The sequence below is a fragment of the Amycolatopsis sp. TRM77291 genome, assembly GCF_054166285.1.
Map to the genome: position 1 here is coordinate 596772 of NZ_JBSZHF010000001.1, position 17843 is coordinate 614614.

Consider the following 17843-nt stretch of genomic DNA (forward strand, 5'->3'; position numbering starts at 1 on the left):
CCGCGCGGGCCCGGTGATCGAGGAAGGCACCGGGCCCGCGTGGAGTCGAAGGGCCCGTCGCCGCGGAACACGCGGTGGAGGGCCCTTTTCGCGTCCCGGTGAGCGTCTCTCGAGCCGTCCGTCTGTTCCGCACCTCACACTCCCTAGGGAATGGCGTCGGTACGGAGCATGTTGGAGCGGTAGACGGAGAGGGGTGCGGACGTGGACTTCTTGCTGCACAACGGTGTCACGGTGCTCGGGCAGTGGATTTCCTTCGCCGAGCTGGCGGGGCAGATCTTCGCGCTGGCCGTGGTCTTCCTGGCGCAACGCCGCACGTTGTGGACGTGGCCGGTGCAGGTCGGCGCCACGGTGCTGTTGTTCTCGGTCTACCTCTCCGCGCATCTCGGCGGGCTCGCGACCAGGCAGATCGCGATCCTCGCCATCTCGATCTACGGCTGGTGGGCCTGGTCCCGCCGCAGCGACCCGGTCTACGGCGTCGTCGTCCGCAAGGGCAGGCTCGGCGAGCGGCTGGCGATGATCGGCGCGTTCGCGATCGGCACCACCGCGATGGCGCTGGTCCTCGACGCGCTGAACGCCTCGTGGGCGCCGTGGCCGGACGCCGCGATCTTCGTCGGCACGCTGGTCGCCTTCGCCGCGCAGGGCGCGGGACTCGTCGAGTTCTGGCTGGTGTGGCTGGTCGTCGACGCGATCGGCGTCCCGCTTCAGCTCTCTTCGGGCCTGTACTTCTCCGCGGCGGTCTACATCGTGTTCGCCGGGCTGGTCGTGCACGGCTGGTGGAGCTGGAACCGGACCGCGAAGCAGGTCCGCACCGCTCCGGCCGCGGTCACTTCGGCCTCCGCCTGACCCGCGTTCCGTCCTCTGGATGCGGTAGTTGGTCTTACGAACCACCGCATCCAGAGGACGAAACGCGCAGGGGTCAGCGCATGGTCGCGTGGGAGGGCTTGAGGTCGGCGAGGGTGCGGACGCCCAGCAGCTGCATCGTCCGGACCATCTCGGCGCGCAGGATGTCCACGCACCGCTGAACCCCGCGCTCGCCACCGGCCATCAGGCCGTAGAGGAACGCGCGCCCGATGAGCACCGCGTCCGCGCCCCGCGCGATCGCGGCCACGATGTCGCCGCCGGAAAGGATGCCGGTGTCGACCCACACCTCGGCGTCGCCCTGGATCTCGTCGAGCACCGCGGGCAGCAGTTCGATCGGCGTCGGCGCGCGGTCGAGCTGACGGCCGCCGTGGTTGGACAGCAGCACCGCGTCGGCGCCGTGCTTGACCACGTCACGCGCGTCGTCGACGTTCTGGATCCCCTTCACCACGAGCTTGCCCGGCCAGGTCTGGCGGACCCAGTCGAGGTCGTCGAAGTTCAGGGTCGGGTCGAAGAGCTGGTTGAGCAGTTCGGCGACCGTGCCGTCGAACTGGCTCAACGACGCGAAGGTCAGCGGCTCGGTGGTCAGCAGGTTGAACCACCACGCCGGGTGCATCGCGCCGTCGACGAAGGTCTTGAGGGTGAGCGCGGGCGGGATGGTCAGCCCGTTGCGGACGTCACGCAGCCGAGCACCCGCGACCGGGGTGTCCACCGTCAGCATGAGCGTGTCGAAGCCGGCGGCCCAGGCGCGATTCATCAGATCTTCACCCGCCTTGTGGTCACGCCAGACATAGAGCTGGAACCACTTGCGGGCATCGGGGGCGGCCGCGGCGAGGTCTTCGATCGACGTCGTCGCCATCGTCGACAGCCCCATCGGGATGCCGTTGCGCTGCGCGACGCGGGCCACCGCGGACTCGCCCTCGTGGTTCATCATGCGGGTGAACCCGGTCGGCGCGAACGCGAACGGCAGCTCCGAACGCTTGCCGAGGATTTCCTTGCCGGTGTCCACATCGGACACGCCGCGCAAGACGTTCGGGTGGAATTCCACGCTGCGGAAGGCTTGCCGGGCGCGACGGAGGCTGTCTTCCAGTTCCGCGGCGCCGTCGGTGTAGTCGAACGCCGCCCGCGGCGTGCGCTTGCGGGCGAGCATCCGCAGGTCGGCGATCGTGTGCGCGCCCGCCAGCCGCCGGTCGGTCGGGTTGAGCACGATCGGCTTCGGCCGCAGGATCTGCTTCAGCTCACTCGGCTTCGGCAGTCGACGCTTGGTCACACTCGCTCACCCTTTCCGCAAACATCCGATGTCTCACCCTAGCTCCTCTGTCGCTGGATGCAATGAAGGGACCTTTCCTTGCGAAATCCGCAAGGAAAGGTCCCTTCATCTCAGCGTCAGGCGCTGCCGGAATCCGACAACTGCGGACCCGCGGCGGCGACGTCGTCGAGGCGGTACTTGCGCGCCGCCTCGGCCACCTTCGCCCGGTCGAACTCGCCGCGCTTGGCGAGCGCGCTCAGCGTGCCGACCACGATCGACTGGGCGTCGACCAGGAACTTCCGCCGGGCGGCCGGGCGGGTGTCGGAGAACCCGAACCCGTCGGTGCCCAGTGTCAGCATGTCGTTCGGCACCCAGGGGCGGATGAGGTCCGGCACGGCGCGCATCCAGTCCGAAACCGCGACGACCGGCCCGTTCGCACCCGACAGCTTCTGCGTGACATACGGCACACGCGGGGAGTCGCCCGGGTGGAGCAGGTTGTCGTGATCCGCCTCGACGGCCTCGCGCCGCAGCTCGGTCCACGACGTGGCCGACCACACGGCCGCGCGTACGCCCCACTCCTCGGCCAGCATCCGCTGGGCGCGGAGCGCGTCCGGCATGGTGACACCGGAGACCAGGATCTGCGCCTCCGGGCCTTCGCCCGACGGCGCGTCGGCGTACTTGTAGAGACCCTTGAGCAGGCCGTCGACGTCGAGGTTCTCGGGCTCGGCGGGCTGCTGGTAGGGCTCGTTGTAGATCGTCATGTAGTAGAAGATGTTCTCGCCGTTGCCGTCCGGCCCGGTCTCGCCGTACATCCGGCGTAGACCGTCCCGCACGATGTGGGCGATCTCGAACGACCACGCCGCGTCGTAGGCCACGACGGCCGGGTTGGTCGCCGCCAGCAGCAGCGAGTGCCCGTCGGCGTGCTGCAGGCCCTCACCGGTCAGCGTGGTGCGGCCGGCGGTGGCGCCGAGCACGAACCCGCGGGCCATCTGGTCCGCCGCCGCGTAGAGGCCGTCACCGGTCCGCTGGAACCCGAACATCGAGTAGAAGATGTAGATCGGGATCATCGGCTCGCCGTGCGTGGCGTACGAGGTGCCGACGGCGGTGAACGACGCGGTCGATCCCGCCTCGTTGATGCCCTCGTGCAGGATGACGCCCTTTTCGGACTCCTTGTAGGCCAGCATCAGGCTCGCGTCGACCGACGTGTACGTCTGGCCGTGCGGGTTGTAGATCTTGGCCGTCGGGAACATCGAGTCGAGACCGAAGGTGCGCGCCTCGTCCGGGATGATCGGGACGATCCGCTTGCCGATCTCGGAGTCCTTCGCCAGCTCGCGGACGAGCCGGACGAACGCCATCGTCGTGGCGACCTCCTGCTTGCCCGAGCCCTTGCGGATGCCTTCGTAGACCTTGTCGCCGGGCAGCACGAGAGCCTTCGAGGCCTTCGGGCGGCGCTCCGGCAGGAAGCCGCCGAGCGCCTTCCGGCGGCCGATCATGTACTCGATCTCCGGCGATTCCTTGCCGGGGTGGTAGTACGGCGGCAGCTTCGGGTCGCGCTCGAGCTCCTCGTCGCTGATCGGGATGCGCTGGGCGTCCCGGAACAGCTTGAGGTCGTCGAGGGTGAGCTTCTTCATCTGGTGCGTGGCGTTGCGGCCCTCGAAGGACGGGCCGAGGCCGTAACCCTTGATGGTGTGGGCCAGGATCACCGTCGGCTGGCCGTGGTGCTCCAGCGCCGACTTGTAGGCCGCGTAGACCTTGCGGTAGTCGTGCCCGCCGCGCTTGAGGTTCCAGACGTCGGCGTCGGTGAGGTCCTTGACCAGTTCCTTGGTCCGCGGGTCGCGGCCGAAGAAGTGCTCGCGGACGAAGGCGCCGTCGTTGGCCTTGTAGGTCTGGAAGTCGCCGTCCGGCGTGGTGTTCATCAGGTTGACCAGCGCGCCGTCACGGTCCGCGTGCAGCAGCGAGTCCCACTCGCGGCCCCAGATGACCTTGATGACGTTCCAGCCGGCGCCGCGGAAGTACGACTCCAGCTCCTGGATGATCTTGCCATTGCCGCGCACTGGGCCGTCGAGCCGCTGCAGGTTGCAGTTGATCACGAAGGTCAGGTTGTCGAGGCCCTCGCCGGCGGCCACGTGGATGAGGCCGCGCGATTCCGGCTCGTCCATCTCGCCGTCGCCGAGGAACGCCCAGACGTGCTGGTCGCTGGTGTCCTTGATACCGCGATCGCGCAGGTAGCGGTTGAAGCGCGCCTGGTAGATCGCGTTCATCGGGCCGAGGCCCATGGACACGGTCGGGTTCTCCCAGAACTCCGGCATCAGCCGCGGGTGCGGGTACGACGGCAGGCCGCCGCCCTCACCGGCGTGCGAGAACTCCTGGCGGAAGCCGTCCAGCTGGTTCTCGGTGAGCCTGCCCTCGAGGAACGCGCGGGCGTAGATACCGGGGGAGGCGTGCCCCTGGATGAAGATCTGGTCGCCGCCGCCCGAGTGGTCCTTGCCGCGGAAGAAGTGGTTGAAGCCCACTTCGTACAGCGCCGCGGACGAGCCGTAGGTCGAGATGTGCCCGCCGACGCCGACGCCGGGACGCTGCGCGCGGTGCACCATGATCGCGGCGTTCCACCGGATGTAGGCGCGATAGCGGCGCTCGATCTCCTCGTCACCGGGGAACCAGGGTTCGTTCTCGGTGGGGATGGTGTTGACGTAGTCCGTCGACGTCAGCGCCGGGACGCCGACGTGGCGTTCCCTGGCCCGCTCGAGGATGCGCAGCATCAGGTAACGGGCGCGCTGCTGACCACCCCTGGCCAGCGCCTCGTCGAAGGAGTCCAGCCATTCGGCGGTCTCCTCCGGGTCGATGTCGGGCAGGTGCGCCGCCAATCCGTCACGGATGACGCGGACGCGTGCCGGGGTCTCCTTGCCGGAGGCGCCGTCGTTCTGCGGGGCCAAGGGGTCTCCTTGCGAAAGGTGGTAGCTGGTTGTGCTCGTACGCGGGCGTGTTCGCCTTCCATCGTCGTCCTCCGGTTCCGTTCGCGTCACCGCTACTGATCGGTAACGTTCGCGGACCCGATTGCGACACGCCTCGCACGCGCCTGTACTCGCGCGCGCGTTTTCTCTCCCACCCTAAAGCAGGGCGTTCGGAGGTGCCCAGGCGCGCCCGGATTGGCCCCGTGGGAGTGGGCCGAATGTCCGTACGCCGCGACACGAGTTGTTCAAGATCCGGTGTGGACGGTTGCGCGGAACGCTTCACCAGTGTTCGCTAACGGGCATCGTGTACCCGAGTGTGGTGCCCGCCCGGCCGATCCGGCCGACGCGACACCACGCTCCGTCGTAGTTGGAGGAGTGACAGCAGTGGTCGCCGCGGGAGACGCTGATCAGAGCAGCGTCGCCGAAAGGCTCGGGATCAAGCCGGACATGGTGGTCCAGGAGATCGGCTGGGACGAGGACGTCGACGACGACCTTCGTGCGGCGATCGAGGAACAGATCGGCGGCGACATCCTCGACGAGGACGCCGACGAGGTCATCGACGTGGTGCTGCTGTGGTGGCGCGAGGACGACGGTGATCTCGGTGACACGCTGATCGAGGTCCGGACTCCCCTGAACGAGAACGGCGTGATCTGGGTGCTGACCCCGAAGACGGGCCAGCCCGGGCATGTCGAGCCCAGTGAGATCGCCGAGGCGGTGCCGCAGGTCGGGCTGGCGCAGACGGCCAACATCAGCGCCGGTCCCAAATGGGCGGGCACGCGGCTGGTTTCGCCGAAGTCGTCCAAGACCAAGCGGTGACCTCTCCGGGCGCGCGATCGACACGATAGGGTTGTCGTCGCAGGCCCCTGTTCGCTCTTGAGAGGAAACCGCCGGTATGGCCGTCGAGGTCGGATCGCAAGCCCCGGACTTCACGCTCAACGACTACAACAAGCAGTCCGTGACGCTGTCGTCCTTCAAGGGCGAGAAGCCGGTCTTGCTCGTGTTCTACCCGTTCGCGTTCAGCGGCATCTGCACCGGCGAGCTGTGCCAGCTCCGCGACGAGTTCGCGGACTACGACGGCCAGGGCGTCCAGGTCATCGGTGTGTCCGTGGACACCCCGTTCTCGCTCAAGGCGTGGGCCGAGCAGGAGGGTTACCAGTTCCCGCTGCTTTCGGACTTCTGGCCGCACGGTGAGGTCGCGAAGGCCTACGGCGTCTTCAACGAGGCGGCCGGTCTGGCCACCCGCGGCACCTTCCTGATCGACAAGGACGGCGTCGTGCGGTTCGCCGAGGTCAACCAGCCCGGCGAGGCGCGCGACCAGCAGGCTTGGAAGAAGGCCGTGGCCTCGCTGGCCTGAGTCTTCACCGGTGGCACCCGTGCGCGGGTGTCACCTCCCGGGCGCATAGCTCAGCGGGAGAGCACTCGGTTTACACCCGAGCGGTCGTAGGTTCGATCCCTACTGCGCCCACCGAAAACCCGGCGACAGCCCTGCCCGCGCGGGCTACCTTCGGCCGCATGCACGACCTCACGTGGCGGCCACTGCGGCCCGAGGACGCCGAGGCGTCGGCCGACCTCCTCAACGCCATGGAGACCGCCGACGAGATCGGCGAGAACTACACGGCGGAGGACACCCTCCAGGAGCTGATCGACCCGTACGCGGATCTCGAGCGGGCGAGTCTCGCCGCCTTCGACGGCGACGTGATGGCCGGCTACATGAAGATCCGGTTCAAGCCGTCCGCGGACGAGGTCCATCGGGTCTTCCTCGACGGTGGAGTCCATCCCGGGTATCGCCGTCGGGGGATCGGCGCCACGCTCGTCGACGCGGGTGTGGCGGCGGCGAAGGTGGTGCACGCGCTGCATCACCCGTCCGCGAAGCTCGTGGTCGACGTCAACCGGCCTGAGCGCATCGCGGGCCTGGCCGAGCTCGTTAGCTCCCGAGGTTTCGTGCCGGTGCGCTACTTCCAGCGCATGGAGCACTCGCTTGGCGTTGCTGCTGGTCCGGTGCTCCCTGAAGGTTTCCGAATCGAGCCGTGGTCGGAGCGGAACGACGAGGACTTCCGGGCGGTCCGAAACGAGGCGTACCGGGACTACTGGGGCGCCGTGCCGATGCCCGCCGAGCTCTGGCGGAACAAGATCACCAACCAGACCTTTCGGCCCGAGGTCAGCTTCCTGCTGCGTGCGGCGGGCTCCGCGGTGGGGATGTTGGTGACCATGTGCTGGGACGCCGACACGGAGGCCACCGGCGTCCGCGACGCGCACTTCATGGCGATCGGGACGCTTCGCGGGTACCGGCGGCGGGGGGTCGCGATCGCGCTGATGAGGCACGCGCTGCGGGCCGCCACCGAGCAGGGGTACGACCGCGCGAGTTCGAACGTGGACTCGGCGGATCCTTCGGGCGCGTTCGGGGTTTTCGAGAAAGCGGGCTTCGCGCCGGCCATGCGCTACGTGCGCTGGGCGCTCGAGGTCTGACACCTCACGCATTTAGTCGACTGAATGCGGCCGAGACACGTGAAGGCCCTCTTCCCTCGACCGAGCCGAGGGAAGAGGGCCTTCACGCACCCCCAACACCTGTGGAACGTTTTCGGTTTCGGCGGTCTGGTCTGCCCCCTCGGCAGGCCAGACCGCCGGTGTGCGCCGCGCCGCGGGTGGCGAACTTTCGGCTACACAAGAGAAGAGGCGGTCGGGACTGCCCAGATACATCAAGATCGGCGGCCATTGGAGTGATCCGTGCCGCGAGGGGCGATCACGCAGAGCGACTAGGCGCGGATGAGCCTGTTCGCCAGGGTCGACATCGTGTAGGCCCCGATGCCCATGACGACTTCGAGGGCGTTCCGTTCGGTGTATCCGTGCCCGAAGAAGATCCGCAGTGTCTCGTCGTCGACGCCGCCGGCGGTTTCGAGTACCGCGAGCGTGAACTGCCGGACGGCTTCCAGCCGCTCGTCGGGAACGGGCTGCTGCGAGCGAAGCGCCGCGATGACGTCGTCGTCCGCGTGGAGACCCTTCAGCTTGCCGGTGTGGATCTCGACGCACACCCCGCAGCCGTTGCGGGTCGCCACGGTCATCACGACGGTCTCCCGCGCGAGGGGTTCGAGCGTCGTCCGCTCGAAGCTCGCGCTCAGCTTCAGGAACCCGTCGAGCAGTTCGGGTGACGACGCCTGCCGGGCGACGGCGGCAGGGAGGTGGCCGAACTTCCGGATGGTCGCCTCCATCGCACGACGCGAGGCTTCGGGCGCGGTTTCGACGGTGTGGTCGGTGAACAAGGGCTCCCCTTAAGATGGTCAACGTGGTTGACGAAAAGGTAAACCAAGTTGTCGATACTGACAAGCGCGATTCCGATCCGCCCGGCTTCGAGCTGCCGCTCCTGCTGTTCGCGGGCTTCCGCTCGATCATCGACCGGATGCACGCCGAACTGGCCGCACAGGGGCATCCCGACGTCCGCCCGGCGTACGGCTTCGCCATGCAGGCGATCGGCCGCGAGGGCGCGACGGCGAGCGAGATCGGGCGGCGGCTCGGCGTCAGCAAGCAGGCGGCGGGCAAGACCGTCGACAAGCTGGAGCAGCTCGGCTACGTCGCGCGCGTCGACGACCCGGCCGACGCGCGGCGCAAGGTCGTGCGGCTCACCGGCCGGGGGTTCGACTCGCTCGGCCGGACGGCGGCGATCTTCGACGAGCTGCGCAAGGAGTGGGCCGCCACGCTGGGCGTCGAAAGGGTCCGCGCGCTCGAAACGGACCTCCGCACGATGGCGCCCGCGGACGGCTTCCGGCTGGACGTCGCGGGCTGGTTCGGCGCCTAGAACGGACAGCCGGGGTTCGGCGCGTCCTGCGAAAGCGGGCTCCCGTGCGGCAGCACGTAGAGCACCTCCAGCACCACCGGCGTCGTCCCGAGGTTCCGTCCGATGTGGACGGTGTCACTCGGCTCGGTGAAGACGGCGCCCTTGCGGTACAAGCCGTCGAGCCCGCAATCGGCCGAGTTGTGCGTGAGCGTGCCGGTCTTGACGTACGCGTGCAGTGTGCCGTCGTGGTAGTGCCAGCCGGTGTAGCCGCCGGGCTGGATGACGACCTCGCGCAGCACGTAATCGGTGTCCCCGACCGTCTTCTGGTGGAAGACCGTCCCGGTCACGCCGGATCCGGGCGTCGCCTCGGCCGTCGCGGGTACGGCCAGGGCGAGAGCGAGGGTGGTGAGCAGTGTGGTCACGGACCGCAGGCGCATGAGCGAACCGTACCGCGATGGGCACTGCCCGAAAGGGCCGTTCATTCCGCCCGAAGCGTCCGCCGCAGCATCTTGCCGCTCTCGGTCCGCGGCAGCCGCTCGCGGAAATCGAACCGGCGCGGCGTCTTGAACCCGGCGAGCTCGGCTCGGCAGTGCTCCTCGAGCCGCTTCGCCAGCGCGGCGTCCCCGGCGATCCCCTCGGCCGGTTGGACGACCGCGACGACCCGTTGTCCCCACTCGGGATCCGGTTCCCCGATCACCGCGACGTCGGCGACGTCGGGATGGCCCAGCAGCCGCGCCTCGATCTCGGCCGGGTAGATGTTCACGCCGCCGGAAAGGATGAGATCCGTCCGCCGGTCGCACAGGAACACCCGCCCCGCGGCGTCGAGATGGCCGACGTCCCCGACGGTGACGAATTCGCCGGAACGCGCGGCGGCGGTCTTGCCCGGATCGTCGTGATAGTCGAATTTCGTATGCGCGGAACTGAAGTAGAGCGTCCCGGTCTCGCCGGCGGCGACTTCCGCGCCGTCGTCGTCGAGCACCTTGACCCGCACGCCGTCCAGCGGCGTGCCGACGGTACCCGGCTCGGCGAGCCAATCGCGCGCGTGCACGGCCGTGATCAGGCCCTCGGACGCGCCGTAGTACTCGTGGACCACCGGTCCGAGCCAGGTGAGCATCCGCTCCTTGACCTCCTTCGGGCAGGGCGCGGCGCCGTGGACGACCGAGGTCAGGCTCGACAGGTCGTACCGCGCGCGGACGTCCTCGGGCAGCCGCAGCATGCGGTGGAACATCGTCGGTACCAGATGCGTGCTCGTCACCCGGTGCTTTTCGGTGAGCCGCAGCGTTTCCTCGGCGTCGAACCGTTCCATCAGCACGAGCGTGTGCCCGAGATGCAGGATCGCGGTCGAGAACATGCCCGGCGCCGCGTGGTAGAGCGGGCAGGCGACGAGGTGCACGCCGTGCCCCGGCCGGACGTCCAGGCGTTCGAGGACGTTCGCGTGGATCGGGTGCAGCGCGGGCGGCCGCCCGGACAGTGCGCGCCGGACGCCTTTGGGGCGCCCCGTGGTCCCGGAGGTGTAGAGCATCGTCTGGCCCGCGGTCCGGTGCTCCGGCGCTGTGGCGGGCTGATCCGCGCCCCAGGCCGAATAGTCCGCCCATCCGGGTGTCTCTCCGCGCGAAAACCTGTGCAGGCCCGCCAGTTCCGCGGTGCACGTGGTGGCGATGTCCGCGTCCGCGACGGCGACCTTGGCGCCGCTGTTGGCCGCGATGTAGGCGATCTCGCCCGGTGAGGACCGGTGGTTGACCGGGGTGAAGTACATCCCCGCCTGCAAGGTCGCCAGCAGGAGCTCGTAGTAGGCGAGTCCATTGTGGATGATCGCGACGACGCCGTCGCCTTCGCCGAGGCCGAGGGCGCGCAAGGCGTGGGTCAGCTGATTCGCGCGCGCCGACAGCTCGCCGAAGGTGGTCTCGCGCCCGTCGACGTCGATCACCGCGACGCGGCCGGGATCGTGGGCGGCGATCTCGTAGAACGTGCTCATTCCGGGCACCGCAGGCTTTCCAGATGCCGCCTGAGCACCGTACGCATCAGCTCCGGCGACGTCCGTCCCGTCGACAACGCGAGCCCGTCCAGCAGCGCGGCCAGCCGCTCGGTCTCCACGGCCAGGTCGAGACCGTCGAGGAGGCCGCCCGCTTCGTTCGCGCCGTCGAGCACCCGCCGGACGAGGGCGCGGACCCCCTCGTACATGCGGACGGCCTCCTCGGCGAGGTCCGGGCGGTTCTTCGCGGCGGCCGAGAACGCCAGCCAGACGTCGGTTTCGGCCCTGGTCTGCTCGGTGAGCGGGAGCAGTTCGCCGAGCAGTTCTTCGGTGATCTCCCGCCGCCGCGAGCGCGGGGTCGCAGGGTCGAGAAGATCGGGGAGATGCCCCAGCAGCCTCGCCTCGAGCCGGTCGCGGAGCGACCGCATGGCGAACACGATCAGCTCGTCGTGGCCGCGGAAGTAGTGCCGCACCGAACCGATCGCGAGACCGGCCTCCTCGGCCACGCTCCGGAGCGACGCCTGTGCGAGACCGTCGCGCTGGATCACCCGGAAGACGGCTTCGGCTATCTCCAGGCGCCGGGCGCCTGGATCGACGATCTTGGGCATGTTGCCTTTATAGCACGACCTTGCTATTTTATTTGGCACAGCCGTGCTACAAAGGGGGAGAATCGATGAGGACCTGGTTGCTGATCGCACTGGTCGTCGCGGTGGTGGTCGTGATCGTCGTGCGCAGGCTGCGCGGGGAGCCGCTGGTCGCCCGGGAGGTGTTCGGGGCACCCGTGGTGCTGCTCGCGATCGGGGTCTACGGCCTGTCCAAGCTGGAAAACCTCACCTTCACGGACGGCGCCTGGCTCGTGCTGGGGTCCGCCGTCGGATGTGGCCTCGGCGCGGTGCGCGCCGCCACCACGAAACTGTTCGAGCGCGACGGCGTGCTGTGGCTGCGCTACACCGGCTGGACGTTCGGGGTCTGGGTACTGTCGCTCGTGGTGAACTTCGGCATCGGCTTCCTGGCCACGATGGCCGGGGCGCATCCCGACGCGCGGCCGGTGACGTTGTCGATCGGCGTCAGCCTGCTGGGGGAGGCGTTGGTGCTCGGCAGGCGCGCGAAAACGACGGGGCTGCCGTACGCCCCGCCGTCCGAGTCGCTGCTTTCGCGCCGCTAGGCGAGTTTCCCGACTTCGCCGACGAGGAGGGCGATGTCGTCTTCGGTGTTGAAGTAGTGCACCGAAGACCGGACCAGCGGCGGCAAGCCGCGGGCGACGAAGTCGAATTGGGCGGACGTCGCTTCCGTGACGCTGACGTTGATCTTCGCCGCCGCCATGCGCCGCTTCACTTCCTGCGACGGTGTTTTCGCCACACTGAACGTGACGATCCCGCACTGCCGCGCGCCCTGGTCGTGGACGTGGACGCCGGGGATCTCGCGCAGCGCGTCGCGCAGTTTCGCCGCGAGCGCGGCGACCCGGGCTTCGATGGCGGGCATACCCCATTCGAGGGCGTAGTCGATCGCCGCGCCGAGACCGTGCAGGGCGGCGTGATCGCGCTCCCAGACCTCGAACATCTTCGCCGTCGGATCGACTTCGTAGGTTTCGGGCGCGGTCCACGCCGCCGAGTGAAGGTCGAGCATCGCGGGCTCGAGGCGCTCGCGCAGCCGCGGGTGCGCGTAGAGGAACCCGGTGCCCCGCGGCCCGCGCAGGTACTTGCGGCCGGTGACGCTGAGGGCGTCGCAATTGAGGCGCGCGACGTCGAGGTCGATCTGGCCGGCGCTCTGGCACGCGTCCAGCAGGAACGGGATCCCGGCCTCGCGCGCGACCGCGCCGATCTCTTCGGCGGGGTTCACCAGCCCGCCCTGGGTCGGCACGTGGGAGACGGCGATCAGCTTGACGTCGCCGTCGACACGGCGCTTGAGGTCCTCGACGTCCAGCTGCCCGGACTCGTCGTTCTCGACCACTTCGACGACGGCACCGGTGCGCTTCGCGATCTGCAGGAACGAGATGACGTTGCTCGCGTACTCGGATTTCGCCGTCAGGATCCGGTCTCCCGCGGCGAACGGCAGCGCGTAGAAGACCGCCTGCCAGGAGCGGGTCGCGTTGTCGGTCAGGGCGATGTCTTCGGGATCCGCGCCGACGAGGCGCGCGGCCGAGGCGTAGACGCCGTTCATCCGCTCCACCGTCGCCGCGGCCTGCTCGTATCCGCCGATCAGGGCTTCTTCCCGCAGGTAGCCGACGACGGTGTCGGTCACCCGTGCGGGCGGCAGCGACGAGCCGGCGTTGTTCAGGTGGACCACCTCCGCGCAGCCCGGTGTCTCGGCACGGGCGCGGTCCACATCGAAGTCCGTCATGCCTAACTGAATACAGTATGGCTGAATTGCATGCAATACTGCGCCGATGACGAGGAACCTGCTCCGGCGCGACCTCGCGGAGGAGATCACCGCCCGCGTGCTCGACGGCCGGATCGCCGCGGACAGCCGCATCAACGAGGTGCACCTCGCCCGCGAACTGGGCGTCAGCCGGACCCCGTTGCGCGAGGCGCTGATCGGGCTGGCCGACCGCGGCCTGCTCGTCTCGGCGCCGAACCGGGGTTTCCTCGTGCCGCCGTTCGATCCGGACGAGGCCCGGCAGCTGTACCCGCTGGTCGCGGAGCTCGAGTCGCTCGCGTTGCGCTGGAGCTCGCCGCAGGACCTCGCCGGGCTCACCGGCGGACTGGACCGGATCGCCGCCGAGATGACCGCGGAACTCGCGCGGCAGGGCGATTTGTCTACTTTGGACGACCGTTGGCACGCGCTGCTCGTCTCGCGCTGCACGAATCCGCATCTCCTGCGCCTGCTTGAGCAAACGAAGCCACTGCTGAAACGCTACGACGCGCGTTATTTCGGTGGCGTCGAACGCGCCAGGGAGAGTATCGGCGAACACCACCGGATCGCCGAGGCGATCCGCGTCTCCGATCTCGCGACGGCGGCGGAGCTGCTCGTGCGGAACTGGGTGAAAACGTTGGCATATCTGGAAGACATGGGGTGACACGATGTTCGTGACGGCACATCTGAGCGACAACCATCTCGACGGCGGGGAGCGCGCCGACGAACGCACCGCACGGGTCATGCGGTACCTGGAAAGCCTGGCGACCCCGGTCGACGCGATCCTCGTGACCGGCGACATCACCGATCATGGCACCCTGGAGGAATACGGGCGCGCGGCCGAGCTCTTCAAGACCGACGTCCCGCTCTTCGTCTGCCCCGGCAACCACGACAAGCGCGGCCCGTTCCGCGAAGGGCTGCTCGGCCAGGCGCCGGACGACGCCCCGGTCAACGCGGTGCACACCGTCGGCGACGTCACGTTCGTCATGGCCGATTCGACCATCCCCGGCAAACCCGACGGGCAGTTCGACGACGAGACCATGGCCTGGCTGGACGCCGTGCTCGGCGACGGGGACGGCCCGGCCTTCATCGCCTTCCATCATCCGCCGGTCGCGCTCGGGCTGCCGTTGGTGGACGCGATGCGCCAGTTCGGTGAGGAAAAGCTGGCCGAGGTGCTGGCGCGCCACCCGCGCGTGGTCGCCCTGCTCTGCGGGCACGTCCACGCAGCGGCGTCGACGACGTTCGCGGGGGTGCCGCTGCGGTCGGCGCCGTCGGTCGGGTCGAGCATCCTGTTCCCGTGGGAGGAGAACGGGCTGAGGTCCTGGGGCGAGGGCGGCCCGGTCGACTACGACCTGCCGCCGTCGCTGCTTTTCCACGTGCTGCACGACGACGGCAGGCTGACCACGCACCAGCGGGTCGTGCCGGCCTGACGAGGAGTCAGGTGAGGTGGCCGTGTCGCGAAAGCCACTTTCGGGACACCAGACGTCCCGAAAGTGGCTTTCGCGACACGCCGGAGCCACCGCCCCTCCTCAGCCCGCGAACACCGGCAGCGTGATCCGGGACGGCCGCGCGGGGTCGTGGAAGATCTCGAACCGCGCGCGTTTCCCGTCCACCGCGCTGTGCACCGGCTCGCCGGTGCCGTGGTTGCGGGCGAAGCGCGGGAACGCGCCGCCCGCGACCTGCACCCGCAGGCGGTGCCCGCGCCGGAACCGGTACGCCGTCGGGTCGAGCGAGACCTCGGCGGCGACCACACCGTCCACATCGGACTCCGGCGCGCCGGGCCGCAGGCGGAGGATGCCGTCGGTGACGTTGCGGGAGACACCGCGACGGTCCACATCGCACAGCCGTACGAAGACGTCGCCGTGCCCGAGGCCCGTCCGCACATGCACCAGCGCGGAGACCTCGCCGATGACGTCGAGATCGCGCTCCAGCAAGTCACCGGTGAAGAGCAGCACGTCCGGCCGCTGTTCGACGACCTTGTTGTCCTGTTGTTTCTGCACGCCCGACAGCAGCGGGCCGCCGACGGTCGGCGTCGGATTGGCCGGGTCGAAGGTGAACGTGCCCGGTTCCGACTCGACGGGTCCCGCGGTGGAAAGCCCGCCGGGACGCAGGAAGTACGGGGTGGCGGCGGACTCCGGCGGCCAGCTTTCGAAGTCCAGCCAGCGTCCGGAGCCCTGGAGGTACAGGCGCACGGGCGACTGCCTCAGCGGCGCGCGATCACCGAGGAGGTGGGCGGAGAGGAAGCCGATCTGGTCGGTGATCAGGGTCTTCATGCTCGCGGGCTCGCCGTGCGCCCACGGCCCGATGGTGATCCGCGGTGCGCGCCCGGCCGCTGCGAGCTCCTTGAAATCGCGCAGCTGGGCGGAGATGAACAGGTCGTACCAGCCGGTGACCATGGACACGGGGGTCTCCAGCGCGGCGACCCCGGCACTGTGATCCGACGGCGCCCAGAAGTCGTCGCCGGGTTCGGCGTGCGAGGAGACGTCCTGCAGGAACCGCACCTGCTTGCCGATGGCCGCGACGTCGGCGCCGGAAACCGGCAGATATGCCATGGCGCGGCGGGTCTTCTTCGTCTGCCAGGGATTCGGCAGGCCGGCGAACCGGCCCTCCTGGCGGCCGATCAGCGCCGACCACGAGACCATGTTGTCGACCGCGAGGATCCCGCCGGGATAGAACGTCGAGACGAATTCCGACGCGGTGACACCGAGGCACAGCGCTTCGAGCGGCTCGTCGAGGTACGGGGCGACGGCCCACTGCGTGTGGCCGAGGTAGCTCGCGCCCGCCATCGCGACCCGGCCGTCACACCATGGCTGCTCGCGCAGCCAGGCGACGGTGGCGAGGCCGTCCTCCTTCTCCAGGTGGAACGGCCGGAACTCACCGCCAGAGCCGAAGGTTCCGCGGGTGCTCTGGAGGACCGTCTGCAACCCGTGCCGCGCGAACGTCTCGCCGAAGATCTTGCCCATCACACCCTTGCGGCCGTACGGCGTGCGGATCAGCACCACCGGCCGCGGCTCGTCGCCCGGGACGGCGTAGCGATCCGCCAGCAGCCGGACGCCGTCGGGCATCGGCACTGGGATCGCCTTGGTCACCCTGGGGGCAGGCCCTTCGGCGGGCGGGAGGCCGAGGTACCGGTCGAGGAGTCGGTCGAGCACACTGGCCGCCTTTCGTGCGGAGGATCACCTTCCGCTTACGACGGTACCCGTACGTCACGAAAGTGGCTTTCAGGACGGGAATTGTCCGGAAAGCCACTTTCGTGACACTGGCGCGGGGCGGACCGCCCGGTACCGCCCCGCGGGTCTCAGGAAAGCCGGGCGAGTGTCTCCGGCTTCAGCAGTTTCGCCAGTTCTTCGGCGGGCAGAAGCCCCTTCTCGACGACGAGTTCCGCCACTCCGCGCCCGGTCTCGAGCGCCTCCTTGGCGATCTCGGTCGCCGCCGCGTACCCGATCCTCGGGTTCAGCGCGGTCACCAGGCCGATCGAATTCTCGACGTAGCCCCGCATCACGTCCGCGTTCGCGGTGATCCCGGAGACGCACCGCTCCGCCAGCACGAGGCAAGCCGACCGCAGATGCGTGATGCTCTCGGAAAGCGAATGCAGGATCAGCGGCTCGAACGCGTTGAGCTGCAACTGTCCGGCTTCGGCCGCCATCGTGACGGCGACGTCGTTGCCGATGACCTCGAACGCGACCTGGTTGACCACCTCGGGGATCACCGGGTTGATCTTGCCGGGCATGATCGACGACCCCGCCTGCACCGGCGGCAGGTTGATCTCGTTGAGCCCGGCCCGCGGCCCTGACGAAAGCAGCCGCAGATCGTTGCAGCTCTTGGAGAGTTTCACCGCGATCCGCTTGAGCACACCGGAAAGGTGCACGAACGCGCCGCAGTCCTGTGTCGCCTCCACCAGGTCCGCCGCCGACACGACGGGCAGCCCGGTGATCTCGCGCAGACGCGCGACGGCGGCTTCGGCGTATCCGGGCGCGGCGTTGAGCCCGGTGCCGATCGCGGTCGCGCCGAGGTTGATCTCGTGCAGCAGCGTCACCGCTTCGGTGAGCCGAAGCCGGTCTTCGCCGAGCATGACCGCGTAGGTGCCGAATTCCTGCCCCAGTGTCATCGGGACGGCGTCCTGCAACTGCGTGCGGCCCATCTTCAGCAGATCGTGGAACTCGACGGCCTTGGCCGCGAACGCCCGCTCCAGCACGACCATCGCCTCGGCCAGTTCGCGGACGGCGATGATCGTCGCGACGTTGACCGCGGTCGGGTACGCGTCGTTGGTCGACTGCCCGAGATTCACGTGCTCGTTCGGGTGCACGCGGGCGTAGTCGCCCTTCTCGTGCCCGAGCAGTTCGAGCGCGCGGTTCGCGATCACCTCGTTGGCGTTCATGTTCGTCGAGGTGCCCGCGCCGCCCTGGATGACGTCGACGACGAACTGGTCGTGCAGCGCGCCTTCGCGGATCTCGCGGCACGCCCGGCGGATCGCGTCGGCGACGTCCGGTTCCAGCAACCCCAGATCGGCGTTGGCGCCGGCCGCGGCCTCCTTGACCGAGGCGAGTGCCTCGATCAGATGCGGATACGTGGAGATCGCGGTGCCGGTGATGGGGAAGTTCTCCCTGGCGCGCGCGGTGTGCACACCCCAATAGGCGTCGGCCGGGACTTCCTTGTCCCCCAGCAGATCGTGTTCCACGCGGTGCATCGAAG

The 17843-nt window shown here is 69.0% G+C and carries 17 protein-coding genes and 1 tRNA gene; 9 read left to right on the forward strand and 9 right to left on the reverse strand.

The window, feature by feature from the left end; genetic code table 11:
* Window positions 1–201: 201 nt before the first annotated feature.
* Window positions 202–843 carry a nicotinamide mononucleotide transporter family protein gene (locus tag ACXIZN_RS02805; protein WP_457952397.1) on the forward strand — a complete coding sequence of 214 codons (642 nt, stop codon included), beginning with the start codon at window positions 202–204 and terminating at the stop codon, window positions 841–843.
* Window positions 844–916: 73 nt separating this feature from the next.
* Here ACXIZN_RS02805 and ACXIZN_RS02810 read toward each other — a convergent pair whose 3' ends face one another.
* Together ACXIZN_RS02810 and aceE are read right to left on the reverse strand one after the other, a co-directional pair.
* On the reverse strand, window positions 917–2128 hold the full coding sequence (locus ACXIZN_RS02810; RefSeq protein WP_457952399.1) for an alpha-hydroxy acid oxidase: 1212 nt from the start codon (window positions 2126–2128) through the stop codon (window positions 917–919).
* A 116-nt stretch (window positions 2129–2244) separates the two neighbouring features.
* Window positions 2245–5040, reverse strand: coding sequence for a pyruvate dehydrogenase (acetyl-transferring), homodimeric type (gene aceE / locus ACXIZN_RS02815; RefSeq protein WP_457952400.1), 2796 nt, complete (start codon window positions 5038–5040; stop codon window positions 2245–2247).
* A 402-nt stretch (window positions 5041–5442) separates the two neighbouring features.
* On the opposite strand from aceE, the gene ACXIZN_RS02820 reads away from it, so the two are divergent.
* The 4 genes from ACXIZN_RS02820 (at window position 5443) to ACXIZN_RS02835 (ending at window position 7524) form a co-directional block, all read left to right on the forward strand.
* Window positions 5443–5874 (forward strand): DUF3052 domain-containing protein, encoded by a 432-nt coding sequence (locus ACXIZN_RS02820; protein WP_034311133.1) that lies wholly within the window; start codon window positions 5443–5445, stop codon window positions 5872–5874.
* A gap of 76 nt (window positions 5875–5950) precedes the next feature.
* The gene (locus tag ACXIZN_RS02825; RefSeq protein ID WP_037342406.1) at window positions 5951–6412 is read left to right on the forward strand and encodes a peroxiredoxin; all 462 of its coding nucleotides are present in this window, start codon (window positions 5951–5953) and stop codon (window positions 6410–6412) included.
* A gap of 39 nt (window positions 6413–6451) precedes the next feature.
* Window positions 6452–6523, forward strand: a tRNA-Val gene (locus ACXIZN_RS02830).
* A gap of 47 nt (window positions 6524–6570) precedes the next feature.
* Window positions 6571–7524, forward strand: coding sequence for a GNAT family N-acetyltransferase (locus ACXIZN_RS02835; protein WP_457952402.1), 954 nt, complete (start codon window positions 6571–6573; stop codon window positions 7522–7524).
* A gap of 287 nt (window positions 7525–7811) precedes the next feature.
* Here ACXIZN_RS02835 and ACXIZN_RS02840 read toward each other — a convergent pair whose 3' ends face one another.
* On the reverse strand, window positions 7812–8315 hold the full coding sequence (locus ACXIZN_RS02840) for a carboxymuconolactone decarboxylase family protein (protein WP_457952403.1): 504 nt from the start codon (window positions 8313–8315) through the stop codon (window positions 7812–7814).
* 14 nt (window positions 8316–8329) lie between these two features.
* On the opposite strand from ACXIZN_RS02840, the gene ACXIZN_RS02845 reads away from it, so the two are divergent.
* Entirely contained in the window at window positions 8330–8848 is a 519-nt protein-coding gene (locus tag ACXIZN_RS02845; protein WP_457952405.1) for a MarR family winged helix-turn-helix transcriptional regulator, read from the forward strand.
* Here the strand turns inward: ACXIZN_RS02845 and ACXIZN_RS02850 are convergent.
* The 3 genes from ACXIZN_RS02850 to ACXIZN_RS02860 are packed head-to-tail and all read right to left on the reverse strand — an operon-like array spanning window position 8845 to window position 11407.
* Window positions 8845–9264: a cupin domain-containing protein gene (locus ACXIZN_RS02850; protein WP_457952407.1), complete on the reverse strand. Its 420-nt coding sequence runs from the start codon at window positions 9262–9264 to the stop codon at window positions 8845–8847. The two genes, ACXIZN_RS02845 and ACXIZN_RS02850, sit on opposite strands and share 4 nt — an antisense overlap.
* A gap of 41 nt (window positions 9265–9305) precedes the next feature.
* Window positions 9306–10802, reverse strand: coding sequence for an AMP-binding protein (locus ACXIZN_RS02855; protein WP_457952409.1), 1497 nt, complete (start codon window positions 10800–10802; stop codon window positions 9306–9308).
* Window positions 10799–11407: a TetR family transcriptional regulator C-terminal domain-containing protein gene (locus tag ACXIZN_RS02860; protein ID WP_457952410.1), complete on the reverse strand. Its 609-nt coding sequence runs from the start codon at window positions 11405–11407 to the stop codon at window positions 10799–10801. The genes ACXIZN_RS02855 and ACXIZN_RS02860 overlap by 4 nt, the downstream gene beginning before the upstream one ends.
* Before the next feature lie 65 nt (window positions 11408–11472).
* Here ACXIZN_RS02860 and ACXIZN_RS02865 point away from each other — a divergent pair, with 65 nt between their 5' ends.
* Window positions 11473–11964: a DUF1453 domain-containing protein gene (locus ACXIZN_RS02865; protein WP_457952411.1), complete on the forward strand. Its 492-nt coding sequence runs from the start codon at window positions 11473–11475 to the stop codon at window positions 11962–11964.
* Here ACXIZN_RS02865 and ACXIZN_RS02870 read toward each other — a convergent pair.
* On the reverse strand, window positions 11961–13139 hold the full coding sequence (locus ACXIZN_RS02870) for an aminotransferase class V-fold PLP-dependent enzyme (RefSeq protein ID WP_457952413.1): 1179 nt from the start codon (window positions 13137–13139) through the stop codon (window positions 11961–11963). The genes ACXIZN_RS02865 and ACXIZN_RS02870 overlap by 4 nt on opposite strands.
* 46 nt (window positions 13140–13185) lie before the next feature.
* Here ACXIZN_RS02870 and ACXIZN_RS02875 point away from each other — a divergent pair, with 46 nt between their 5' ends.
* Together ACXIZN_RS02875 and ACXIZN_RS02880 are read left to right on the forward strand one after the other, a co-directional pair.
* Complete coding sequence (locus ACXIZN_RS02875; RefSeq protein ID WP_457952415.1) at window positions 13186–13815, forward strand: GntR family transcriptional regulator; 630 nt, start codon at window positions 13186–13188, stop codon at window positions 13813–13815.
* 4 nt (window positions 13816–13819) lie between these two features.
* Complete coding sequence (locus ACXIZN_RS02880; protein ID WP_457952416.1) at window positions 13820–14581, forward strand: metallophosphoesterase; 762 nt, start codon at window positions 13820–13822, stop codon at window positions 14579–14581.
* A gap of 99 nt (window positions 14582–14680) precedes the next feature.
* Here the strand turns inward: ACXIZN_RS02880 and ACXIZN_RS02885 are convergent, their stop codons facing one another.
* Window positions 14681–16303 (reverse strand): CocE/NonD family hydrolase, encoded by a 1623-nt coding sequence (locus tag ACXIZN_RS02885; RefSeq protein WP_457952417.1) that lies wholly within the window; start codon window positions 16301–16303, stop codon window positions 14681–14683.
* 146 nt (window positions 16304–16449) lie between these two features.
* On the reverse strand, window positions 16450–17838 hold the full coding sequence (gene aspA / locus ACXIZN_RS02890) for an aspartate ammonia-lyase (RefSeq protein WP_457952419.1): 1389 nt from the start codon (window positions 17836–17838) through the stop codon (window positions 16450–16452).
* Window positions 17839–17843 lie beyond the last annotated feature (5 nt).